Here is an 11,711-nt window from a genome sequence, read left to right on the forward strand (position 1 = left end):
ACGCAATGCTCAATATTAAATCGGCAATACGGACGAAACAATGAAACAACACGAAACGGCAGATAATTCTCAAGGCCAGCTCTATATTGTACCTACTCCTATCGGGAATTTATCTGATATTACCCAACGTGCGCTTACCGTATTGCAGGCTGTTGATTTAATTGCCGCTGAAGATACCCGACACACAGGCTTACTGCTCCAGCACTTCGCCATTAGCGCGCGTTTGTTCGCGTTACACGATCACAATGAGCAACAAAAAGCCGAAACGCTGGTGGCGAAGCTGAAAGAGGGGCAGAACATTGCCCTGGTCTCCGATGCGGGTACGCCGCTGATTAACGACCCCGGCTACCATCTGGTGCGTACCTGCCGTGAAGCCGGGATACGCGTGGTGCCGCTGCCTGGCCCATGTGCGGCTATCGCGGCGCTGAGCGCTGCGGGTCTGCCTTCCGACCGCTTCTGCTATGAAGGTTTCCTGCCTGCCAAATCCAAAGGCCGACGCGACGTGTTAAAAGCGCTGGAAGCTGAACCACGCACCCTGATTTTCTACGAATCTACGCATCGCCTGCTGGAAAGCCTGGAAGATATGGTGACCGTCTGGGGGGAAGCCCGCTACGTGGTGCTGGCACGCGAGCTGACCAAAACCTGGGAAACCATTCACGGCGCACCGGTAGGAGAACTGCTGGCGTGGGTGAAGGAAGACGAAAACCGCCGCAAGGGCGAGATGGTGCTGATTGTCGAAGGACATAAGGCGCAGGAGGACGCATTGCCTGCCGATGCGCTTCGTACACTTACTCTGCTGCAGGCTGAACTGCCGCTCAAGAAAGCGGCTGCGCTGGCGGCAGAGATCCACGGCGTGAAGAAAAACGCACTGTATAAATATGCGCTGGAGCAGCAGGGGTAATATATCGGCCCGGCAATCACGCCGGGCCAGTTTATTTTACTTCGCGGGAATGGCCTCGTACACCAGCGTTTCCAGCGGCTGCAGCGTAATCACCACGGCCTTTCGATACTCCCCTGGTACGCTTGTGTTACTGCCGTACACGGCGTTCAGACTGAACTGCGCCATGTCCCCTGTCGGGATTTCAAAGTCTTTTGCCAAATCCAGATAATAGCTTTGCGGCTTATCTGACGGGTTTCGCAAGCCCAGAATGGCTTTGTCTTTGCTCCAGGAGGCCCAGCCGTAAACCTCAAGCGCCGTCGGGTCGCCACCGATCCAATGCGTATCCACCAGCACGCTGGCGTTATTTCGCGCCCATTTTGCTGCCTGCGCCAGAGTGTCCCATTTCACCTTATTCAGCATTGATGGCGTGATATATAACTCCTGCAGTTGCGTCCCTGTGGCGAAGTAGCTCCAGACCTGATCGGCAAAATCGCTGTCCGTTTGCACCTTCTCCAGTCCGTAATAGGCATTTTCCGCGCTGACTATCCCGTGGTACATCAGCGAGTTCAGCGGGAACAGTGGGCCTTTACGCACAATAGAGCGGTATGTTTCAGCATCGCGGTAGGTCATCCATTGCTGTACCGGCGTGCCGGGGCCGTAAAGGTTGATGTCATCCCCCTGACGCCAGATGGAGTCGGCATAGAACAGCCAGGACGGGCTGGCGTCGGTACCGGTTGTCAGGTTGATAAACAGATTGGGGTTTGCGCTGCGCATGTTATGCAGCAGGGCGATAGACGCATCAAAATCGGACGCGAACTGGCTGCCAGTAATATGCGAGTTGGCGTTGCCCATCCCGTCGAGCTTAAACGAGGTGATATGTTCGTTTTTAATCAGCTTGATGATCTGCTCATTGAAGTTTTTGAAGTAGCGCGGGCCCGAGAGAGCCAGCTTCCCGTCTACCGTTTCGAAGCCGTACTCTTTGGCGTGGGAGACGCGAATATCGCGCGGCTTATTATAACCTCCCCACGGTGAGAGCCACAGCCCGACGGAGCTGTGCAGACTGTCCGCTTTTTCCCTGACCTTACCAAAGCCGTGGCTGAAGGCCGGGCCAAACAGCCAGCGTCCGGTACGATCGTCCCAGCCATCGTCCAGCAGGAACGCATCCAGCGCCACGCCGCGTCCGGTGGTAAATTCTTTATTCCACTCATCCATCCGCCCCAGCACATCCTGTTCGGTGTAGGGGTTAAAGAAGCCGATATCCATCCAGCTGTTGTAGTGCAGATAGGGTTTGTACGCCCGTGGACGCACGGCGTCGATAAACTGGTTTACGCTACGGCGCAGCTGGCTGGTTTCCGGGAACGTGCCAAAGTAGGTGGTAAAGCTGACCGGCGCGTCAGGCTGAACCGGCGTTTTCAGCTCCACGTTCAGATTGGTCGTCGCTTCATAGGCATACGTATTAACGATTGGCTTATCCGGCAGGATAAAGAACGAATCAGCAATAATGGGCGAGCTGTTGATGGAGCCATCAACGTACGGCGCCTGAGACTGTTTTTTCGTCGGGAAGAAGGTGATTTTCGCCACCTCTCGCGGCTGGCCGACGGCCGCAATGGTGTAATCAATACTGGCATATTTTCCCTTCACCAGATTCAGCTTCACCGTCACGTTAAAATCCGGACGGGTGAAATCAATGACAATCGCGTTGTCCTGTTTTTCTACATGCTTAATTGTAAAGTCTGCAGTATGAATTTTGGTTTCATCCGGCAGGGTCAGAAAGAACAGCTCCTGCGGCGTAAGCGGATGGTTAGCCGTTTTGTCTTTCACTACCACCGTTGAACTGGCGTCATCAAACGAGAGGGCAATGGAGTCGTTATCGAGCGCGTATTGCGCTGCCGCCGCGCCATGAGAAACACACAAGGCAAGCATCGAGAGTGTGAGCACTTTTTTCATCAGGGTAAGATCCTTATTAGTAATGCTTCAGCATTCGGGTGATGGACTGCTCCAGCCAGTAGCGCTGGGTGCCGAAATTAATGCGCAGGTAGTGTTCGCCGTTTTGGACGTAGTGGCTGCCATCTTCGAGGACGACGCCAGCCTGATGGGCGAAATGTCGGGTCAATTCAGTGGCGCTACGTTCATCTGCGCTGACGTCAACCCAGGCCAGATACGATGATTCCGGGTTCATCATTTTCCAGGCCGGAAAGTGGGTCTGGATGGCCTCTGCCAGATAGCCAGCGTTACGGCGCAGATAACCGTTCAGCGCGTCGAGCCACGGCAAACCATGCTGGTAGGCAAGAATAATTCCCCATATCCCGAATATATTGGGTGAGGTGATGGCATTCTTCTCAAGCTGGTGGCGAAAGCGCTGGCGCAGGGTGGCATCCGGAATGATGGCGTAGGAGGTTTTCAGCCCGCCAAGGTTGAACGCTTTATTCGGGGAGGTCAGCAGGATCAGATTGTCCTGCGCCGCGCAGCCGGATGCCAGACAGCTGACGAAATGACCGTCCAGAATATGTTCGGCGTGGACCTCATCAACCACCAGAAGGGTGCCGTAGCGTTGACAGAGGTCTGACACCTGGCGTATCTCATCGGCGTGCCAGATCCTGCCGGAAGGGTTATGCGGCGAGCAGAAGAACCACAGTTTTGGACGGTACGTTCTGAGCTGTTCTTCCACCAGATTAAAATCAAGCTGGTAGCGATTTTCTTTCACGCACAGTGGGTTTGCCAGTATCGCTACCCCCTGACGCTGGGCGGCCATGGCAAACGGATCGTACACCGGTGTGTTCATCATCACCGTGTCGCCAGGTTTACAAAACGCCTGAACCGTATAATGCAGCGTGGAGACGGTACCGTACGTCAGCGTGATCCATGATTTATCGACGTCAACCTGATGTCGTTCGCGCTGAAAGGCGATAACCGCATCGTAAAATTCGTCAAAGCACCAGGTGTAGCCGAAGGTGCCATGCTCCACGATGCGCTGGAAACCTTCTGTCACGGCAGGTGGGGAGGTGAAATCCATATCGGCAATCCACAGCGGGATAAAACCTTCAGGCACATCACCAAAGCGCGAGCGGACAAAGGCGTGATCCCATTTTCGACACCGGTCGCTTTTACGCTCAATGATTTCGTCAAAATTAAACACCACAACCCCCTGTTAAATTAAGGCTTCAATGCCGGTTTTTACGCTTTGCACCTGCGGGCCGATGATCACCTGGACGCTGTGCGCATCCAGCACCACAACCGACAATGCACCGGCCTCTTTTAACGCCTGCTGGTCGATGAGACTCATGTCTTTCACCACCAGACACAGCCGGGTAATGCAATTATCAAGCGACTCGATGTTCTCTTTACCGCCGAGCGCACGCAGGATAAGCCCGTGATCGTATTTCGATTTTCCGCGTGCCCGGGTATTGGCCTCGACGGCCTGCTGTGCACCCTGGGTGTCCACTTCACGGCCCGGCGTTTTAATATCGTGTTTGAGGATGTACCAGCGGAAGACGAAGAAGTAGAGGGCAAACCAGGCAATGCCTACCGGGAATACCAGATACCATTTGGTCGACATCCCTTGCATGGCCCCGAAGATAAGCAGGTCCAGAATGCCGCCGTCGGTGTTGCCGATGGTCACCCCCAGCAGAGCCATGACCATCAGGGCCAGGCCCGACATCACAATATGGAAGGCGTAAAGGGCAGGAGCGATAAACAGGAACAGGAATTCAATTGGCTCGGAGATCCCGGTGACGACGGAGACCAGCACGCCGGAGAGCAGCAGGCCTTTAATCACCGGGCGGTTTTCCGGGCGGGCCGTGCGATAGATGGCGTATGCCACCGCCGGTAAGCCGAAGATAAAGGTCGGCATAAAGCCCTGCGACAGGAACGCGGTAACGTGCGGGCTGAACGGCAGACCCGCTTTCAGTTCGGCGTAGAAAATGTTCAGCGCCCCGGCGACTTCATGACCATTGACCATTTCAATACCGCCCGCGGGCGTGAAGCGCACCATCGCCAGCAAAATATGGTGCAGGCCAAAGGGTTTGAGCAGTAGTACCCCTACGCCGTAGAGGAACGGGCCGAACACGTTGGTGCTCTGGATAATATGGCCAATCCCGGTAATGCCCAGCGCAACGTACTCCCACAGCAGGGGAATAAACAGCCCCACCAGTGAGAGGGTGAGGGCGGTGATAATCGGCACAAAACGAATGCCGCTAAAGAAGGCGAACGCGTCGTGTAAAACGGTATCCTGAAAACGTTCGTGCAGGAAAAAGGTAATGACCCCAACCACGATACCGCCCAGCACACCCATCTCCAGGGTTTGAATGCCCAGCACCATCGATTGCCCGACTTGTCTCATGGAGGCGGCATCGGCAAGCTGGTGGGTCGCAATCAGGTAATAATTGATGCTCATGTTCATCAGCATATAGCCAACAAACCCGGCAAAAGCGCCCACTGCTTTGTTGCGTCTGGCCAGCCCCATTGGGATCGCCATGGCAAACATGAGGGGAAGATAGGTAAAGGCGAAGCCGCCGACCATGGCAATAAAGCCAAAGGTGAGCTGAGTTAATTCGCCGCCCAGAAAGGGGAAACTTTTGAGGGTGGAGGGGCTGGTAACAGAACTACCGATACCCAGCAATAACCCCATAAAGGCCAGAAGGGAGACCGGGAACATAAAGGTCTTTCCCAGGCTCTGAAAAAACTCCCACGCTTTCGATTTAAACGACTTTTCCTGTGTCATGTAGGGACTCCTCGGAATTATTTATCGTAATGGAAGGCGCTGTCTGGCTTAAGGACGCGCCTTCATATTTGCGAGGCTTATAGTTATTTTTGAGATACTGATGTTCTATGCGATGAGATCAGGCTTCCGCCGTGAGCAGCAATCGGTTCGCCGAGCCGCACACGGTGATTTTGCTTCTGACCACGTCTTTCATGGCATCCATGCCAACCCGCATGTAGAAACGCGGATCGTTGCCCTGCGGGTTCTCAGCAAACCAGGCCTTAACGGCGCCAGAGAACGCAATTTTTAGCTCGGTTGCCACGTTCACTTTGCAGACGCCCAGCTCTATGGTGCGGCGAACATCGTCATCCGGCACATCACTCGCCCCGTGCAGCACCAGCGGTACGCTCACCACGTCGCGGATTTCAGCCAGCCGTCGAAAGTCGATTTTTGGCCGTTTGGTATAAAGACCGTGAGCGGTTCCGATGGCCACGGCCAGGCTGTCGACGCCGGTCAGCGCAACGAAGCGTTTTGCTTCCTGCGGGTCGGTCAGGAACGCGCTTTCAGCGTCCACGCTCATGTCATCTTCCACGCCGCCCAGGCGGCCCAGTTCGGCTTCAACGCTGCAATCGTTGAGGTGGCAGAAGTCGACCACTGATTTCACCAGCTTTACGTTTTGCTCAAACGGATAGTGGCTGCCGTCGATCATCGCGCTGCGCACACCCGCGTTAACTTTGCGACGAATGTCGTCGAGCGATTCGTGATGATCGAGGTGCAGCGCCAGCGGCATGTCGTAAGTGGTGGAGTACGCGCTGCACAGGGCGTAGATCTCTTCCAGGGCAATGTGCTTAAAGGTGCCCGGCGTGCCCGCGAGGATCACCGGCGATCGCATTTCACTACACACTTCGAGGATCGCCTGGATCGTCTCCGCGTTATGGATATTGAACGCCGGTACGGCGTAGCCTTTCGCCTGGGCGTCCAGCAGAAGATATTTTGTCGAAATAATACTCATGATCGGATCCTCTCAAGCCTGCCACGGATGAATAACGACGCCCTGCACGACACGGTTAACCGTGCCGCTGGCGGACGGTGTATCCGGGGTATTGCCCACACGAAGTGACTGGGACAGGGCAAAGACCTGGGCGTACATCAGGAAGCAGAAGGCCTGCTCCATATCGATAAACGTGCGGGCAGGGGGCAGCAGGATATGCGGGCCAGCCTCAACGACCGGATCGGTTTCGGCGGCAATGGCCACCACGCGCATGGCCTGACGATCGCGGCGCAGCTCAGCAAGCAGATCCAGATCGTACTGCCGCGTATAGGGGTGGCTGGAGACAAACACCACCACCAGCGTTTCGCGATCCACCAGCGATTTAGGGCCATGACGGAAACCGGTTGGGGAATCGTAGAACGCCGCCAGCTTGCCTGCCGTCAGCTCCAGCACCTTCAGCGCCGATTCACGAGCGGCCCCCTGCAGCCCCCCGCTTCCCAGATAGACGATCCTTTTCCACGGATCGTTGCCAAAGACGCTCTGGCTGAAATCGCCCAGTGACGTGAGGATCGTCTGGCAGCGATCGGCCACATCTCGGAAGGTGTGGCTGTTGATCGTTTCCGGGGCGAAGACTGCCAGGCAGCTTGCCATCATGGTGGTAATGCTGCTGGTCATCGCGAACCCGCGATCGTGTGTTTCGGCAGGCATCAGCAGCGCATACGCGTTATCGCTGTTTATCGCGGTCTGATAAAGGCTTCCCGCCTCATTACAGGTGATCGACAGGTGGTAGCACTCCGGCACACACTGGTTTGCCAGTTCAACGGCGGCTACGCTTTCCGGACTATTGCCGGAACGGGCAAACGACACCAGCAGCAGCGGGTGTGCGGCGCTCAGGTAGTCCATCGGATTCGTGACCAGATCGGTCGTCGGTACGGCGGTAATGTTTTTCCCGGTGTGGCTGGCGAGCCAGGGCGAAATGATGTCGCCGATAAAGGCCGAGGTGCCTGCCCCCGTCAACACGATCCGCAGCTCGTGCTTGCGCAGCAGCGGCGTCAGGAAGTTATCGATCGACGCTCGCAGGTTATCGATATTGTTGAGTGAGCGGATCCAGCTGGCAGGTTGCTGGCGGATCTCTTCTTCGGTCCATGTGCCGGTGGTGGCGGTAGTGTTGGTTTCTGACATAACTCAGTCCTTAGTCGTGTGAATTCCACATCAGACGCTGGCAAACGTGTCGCTATCTTTCGTTTCGTTTCACTTGTTCACTTAAGCAGTTAAATAAAATCTATAGAAAAGAAATCGAAAGTTCAATGAAAGAAAAGAAATAAAACGAAAAGTGTGATCGGCAAAGAAAAGGCAATGATTAAGGAAAGGAAAAGAAAGACCTTGCGATCGCTTGCCGCAAGGCCCAATAACGGGACAATGAAAGGTCTAAAGGGGGAGAGCCAAACCCTGGATCCAGATCTGCTGAAGGTGGAAACCTTCATCCAGCGCAATCATATTGGCACGCTTGCCCGGTTTTAATGAACCGAGCTGGTGATCAATACCCAGCAATCGGGCAGGGTGCAGCGAGGCCATATGGATCGCATCCGCTGGCGTTATTCCCGCCTGCGCCACCATATTGCGCACGGCGGCATCGAGAGACAGCGTGCTGCCTGCAAGCCCACCGGAAGCGGTGCGTACCACCCCACCGTGCATGTTGACCTCGTCGCCACACAGCCTGTAACGTCCGTCGGGCATCCCTGCGGCCTGCATGGCATCGGTAATCAGAACGATCCGCTCTTTGGCGCAGCAGGCGCACAGCCGCAAAGCGCCCGGGTGAACGTGATGCCCGTCGGCAATCAGTTCCAGCCATGCCCGCGGGTCCGTCAAGCCTGCACCGACCATACCGGGTTCACGATGATGGAGCCCGGTCATGCCGTTATAACAGTGCACCAGCCCATCAGCGCCCGCCTCAAAAGCGGCAAGCGTTTGATCGTACGTCGCCGCGCTGTGGCCCAGCATGACCCGTATCCCACGCTGCTTAAGGTAGCGAATGGCCTGCAACGCACCGGGTTTCTCCGGTGCCAGCGCGACAACCCTGAGGGTGTGTTGCGATACTTCTATCAGCGAGTCCAGTTCGCTGACATCCAGCTCACGAAACAGCGCAGGCGGATGTGCCCCTTTGTTCTGTGGCGTAAAGTAGGGACCTTCAAGATAGCTGCCCAGTATCTGCGCGCCGGGACCCCCGGACATACAGCGCCGGGCGATGCGTGCGAGCGCCCGGTGAATAGTCTCCAGCGGTGCGCTGACGGTCGTCGGTAAAAAAGCCCCTGTGCCTTCACGCGCTTTATGCATCGCCAGCGTGTCCAGCACCTCTGGGGCATCATCCATCACGTCCACACCCGCGCCACCGTGAACGTGGGTATCGATATACGCCGGGCAAAGCTGGTCGGCATCCCGGGCATGCACGCCACCTGGAATCGGCTCGATGGCGGTGATAATTCCGCTCTCCATGCGTAGCTGGTGATCGTCCAGCCAGCCCTGCTCGGTCAGCAGACGACGCGCGCGCAGCACCTGACTCATATCCCTTCCTCAGCGGGGGCTTCCTCACGACAGCGCCCCAGCTCATCCACCAGGCTGGTCAGGCCGCGATGCCCGCATTCCAGGGCCTGCAGACGAAAGGCTTCGCTGCTTAACCCGTCGCGCTCCAGTACCATCTCAAGCAACAGCTGCAGGTTTGTACCGGTAATCACTTCGCTGCCGGGTCTTTTCATGGCGAGTGTTGATGCCACCCGGAACGGCGTCCCCCCGAGCAGATCGGTGAGAAACACAATATCGTGCTGCCCGTCCAGTTCACTGACTGCCTGTTCAAGCTGCGCGGTCAGCCGCGCGGTGGTGGAGCTTTCAGGAAAATCGATGGCGATAAACTGCGGCTGCTCGCCGAGGATTTGTTTCATCGCCTGTTCAAGCCCGCTGGCAAACCCGCCGTGACCCGTCAAAATAATGCCTAACATTGCGACCTCTTTGCTTTACAGGAAGTGACAGAACTTACCGACAACCCCCAGCACCACGGTGATACCGATCAGGCGCAGTGGGGTCCAGCCGCGACGAACCAGCCAGAACATGGTCAGGGTATAGACCAGCGGCAGGAAAGCGGGCATCAGTTTGTCGATAACGTCGGCTTGCAGCTTGACCACCGCATCCCCGGCCTTGATTTCAAGCGTGGTGTTGAGACGTACGTAGGTTGCCACCAGCGCGCCAATGACCGTCATCCCCACGATGGAAGCCGCATGGCCGACCTTTTTGGTATTGGCTTTAATCAGCGGGATGGCTGCCACACCCATCCGGTAGGCGTAATGTGCCAGGCCAAAACGCAGGCCAAGATGCACTACGTTAAACAGCACAATAAAGACCACCGCACCCAATATGGAGCCTTGCAGGGCAAGGCTTGCGCCGATCCCGCCGCAAATTGGCAATAGCGTTAGCCAGAACATGGCATCGCCAATGCCGCCAAGCGGTGCCCCCACGGCGATCTTGGTGCTCTGGATACTGTTGACATCCTGCTTGGAGCGCTCCATCGCCAGGATGATGCCAATGACAAATGTCACCAGAAACGGATGCGTATTGAAGAAGCCCATATGGCCTTTCATGGCGCGGGCCAGATCCCGCTTGTTGGTATGGATCTTTTTCAGCGCGGGCAGCAGGCCATACAGCCAGCCGGAAGCCTGCATACGTTCATAGTTAAACGAGGCCTGCAGCAGCATCGAACGCCAGGCGACACGGTTAATATCCTTTTTCGTCAGCTCGGCACCAATATGTTGATCTTCATAGACGTTTTCATTCATGCCCGTGAGCAGCGTCTCTTCGTGGTCAGAAACGCCAGGCAGCGTAGTTTGATTAGATGCCATCTTCGAATTCCTCTTTCTGGGCTGCAGGTGTCGCCGGTTCAGGCGATTTACGCATCAGGTCAATCAGCGCCATTGCCAGCGCGGCCGCGGCAATCGCCAGCACCGGCAGTTTCAACCAGGCTGCGGCAACAAAGCCGATGATAAAGTAAGGGATATAGACGTTTTTCATCATGATTTTCAGCAATACGGCGAAGCCAATCGCGGGCATGATGCCGCCGGCGACGCCGAGGCCGTCAATCAGACGTTCCGGCAGCACATCAATGGCGGTTTTCGCGTGTTCAGCGCCAAAGCAGATCGGCAGGAAGGCACACAGAAAATAGAAGATACCGAGCGCCAGCAGTGCCAGATAGTTGACCCTTTCGATGCCGTTCGTGTCCGCATTGGCTGCCATGCGGTCACAGCGGGACATCACCCCGGACATGACGGAGAACAGGAAAGTGATCCCCATCTGTACCGCAACCGCAAACGGGACGGCGACCCCAACGGCGACATCCGGCTTCACACCGGTGCTGATCGCGAAAGTAGTGCCGACAATCGTGCCGATAATGACGTTTGGCGGTTGCGCGCCGGCCAGCGGAGCCAGCCCCATCCAGACCAGCTCCAGCGTACCGCCCGTTAAAATACCGGTGTGCAGATCGCCCAGAATGAGGCCAACCAGCGGCCCGAGCACCACCGGGCGGTGCATGTGTGTTAACCCGTTAAACATATCCAGGCCCGCGATAAAGGCGAGAATGCCCAGCGCGAATGCCTGCAAGAGACTAATTTCCATTGTGAATCCCTCAGAGCAGTTTAAAGAGATCCAAAGCAGTCTCAGTCGGAACACCCTGAACGAAGCATTCCACTCCGGCGGCTTTCAGGCCGTTAAATGCGGCGATATCGTTCGCATCGACAGAGACCGTTTTGGCAATTTGTTTTTTGCCACTGGCGTAATGCAGGTTTCCTACGTTGATACGGGTGATGGGCACGCCGCCTTCGACCAGCGTCAGAAAATCCGCGGGTGATTTGCAGACCAGCAGAATTTTCTGGCGCTCGGCAGCGCGATGAATGTTGTCGATCACTTTTTGCAGCGACCAGAAACGCACGGCGATCCCTTCTGCGAGCACCATCTCCATCAGGTTTTGTTGAACCGGATCCTCAGCGACTTCATCATTAGCGACCAGCACCAGGTTGGCCCCCGCAAACCCAACCCATTGCACACCTACCTGACCGTGGATCAGGCGTTCATCGATGCGGCATAAGACAATGTTTGGCATA

Annotated in this window: 11 protein-coding genes; 1 reads left to right on the forward strand and 10 read right to left on the reverse strand. The window is 56.2% G+C overall.

All coding sequences use genetic code 11. The features are described from left to right. Positions 1-40: 40 nt before the first annotated feature. On the forward strand, positions 41-901 hold the full coding sequence (gene rsmI / locus HV157_RS17435) for a 16S rRNA (cytidine(1402)-2'-O)-methyltransferase (protein WP_047956154.1): 861 nt from the start codon (positions 41-43) through the stop codon (positions 899-901). A gap of 36 nt (positions 902-937) precedes the next feature. Here rsmI and HV157_RS17440 read toward each other — a convergent pair whose 3' ends face one another. The 10 genes from HV157_RS17440 to agaV form a co-directional block, all read right to left on the reverse strand. Beyond that, positions 938-2,827: an enterotoxin gene (locus HV157_RS17440; protein ID WP_182268753.1), complete on the reverse strand. Its 1,890-nt coding sequence runs from the start codon at positions 2,825-2,827 to the stop codon at positions 938-940. A gap of 16 nt (positions 2,828-2,843) precedes the next feature. Further along, on the reverse strand, positions 2,844-4,016 hold the full coding sequence (locus HV157_RS17445) for a PatB family C-S lyase (protein WP_086463436.1): 1,173 nt from the start codon (positions 4,014-4,016) through the stop codon (positions 2,844-2,846). A 12-nt stretch (positions 4,017-4,028) separates the two neighbouring features. After that, a complete protein-coding gene (gene malX / locus HV157_RS17450; RefSeq protein ID WP_182268754.1) occupies positions 4,029-5,600 on the reverse strand; it encodes a maltose/glucose-specific PTS transporter subunit IIBC in 1,572 nt (523 codons plus the stop codon). A gap of 118 nt (positions 5,601-5,718) precedes the next feature. Further along, the gene (gene kbaY / locus HV157_RS17455) at positions 5,719-6,591 is read right to left on the reverse strand and encodes a tagatose-bisphosphate aldolase subunit KbaY (RefSeq protein WP_020883554.1); all 873 of its coding nucleotides are present in this window, start codon (positions 6,589-6,591) and stop codon (positions 5,719-5,721) included. A gap of 12 nt (positions 6,592-6,603) precedes the next feature. Next, positions 6,604-7,752, reverse strand: a complete 1,149-nt coding sequence (locus HV157_RS17460) for an SIS domain-containing protein (RefSeq protein ID WP_182268755.1) — start codon at positions 7,750-7,752, stop codon at positions 6,604-6,606. A 246-nt stretch (positions 7,753-7,998) separates the two neighbouring features. Then, positions 7,999-9,132 carry an N-acetylglucosamine-6-phosphate deacetylase gene (gene nagA / locus HV157_RS17465; protein ID WP_182268756.1) on the reverse strand — a complete coding sequence of 378 codons (1,134 nt, stop codon included), beginning with the start codon at positions 9,130-9,132 and terminating at the stop codon, positions 7,999-8,001. After that, on the reverse strand, positions 9,129-9,563 hold the full coding sequence (agaF, locus tag HV157_RS17470) for a PTS galactosamine/N-acetylgalactosamine transporter subunit IIA (protein ID WP_020883557.1): 435 nt from the start codon (positions 9,561-9,563) through the stop codon (positions 9,129-9,131). Before agaF ends, nagA begins: the two co-directional genes overlap by 4 nt. A gap of 15 nt (positions 9,564-9,578) precedes the next feature. Next, on the reverse strand, positions 9,579-10,457 hold the full coding sequence (gene agaE, locus HV157_RS17475; RefSeq protein WP_059306050.1) for a PTS N-acetylgalactosamine transporter subunit IID: 879 nt from the start codon (positions 10,455-10,457) through the stop codon (positions 9,579-9,581). Further along, positions 10,447-11,226 (reverse strand): PTS N-acetylgalactosamine transporter subunit IIC, encoded by a 780-nt coding sequence (gene agaW / locus HV157_RS17480; protein WP_182268757.1) that lies wholly within the window; start codon positions 11,224-11,226, stop codon positions 10,447-10,449. The genes agaE and agaW overlap by 11 nt, the downstream gene beginning before the upstream one ends. A gap of 10 nt (positions 11,227-11,236) precedes the next feature. Continuing rightward, entirely contained in the window at positions 11,237-11,710 is a 474-nt protein-coding gene (gene agaV / locus HV157_RS17485) for a PTS N-acetylgalactosamine transporter subunit IIB (RefSeq protein ID WP_014171751.1), read from the reverse strand. Position 11,711 lies beyond the last annotated feature (1 nt).

This window comes from Enterobacter sp. RHBSTW-00318 (assembly GCF_014101375.1).
Classification (GTDB): domain Bacteria; phylum Pseudomonadota; class Gammaproteobacteria; order Enterobacterales; family Enterobacteriaceae; genus Enterobacter; species Enterobacter ludwigii.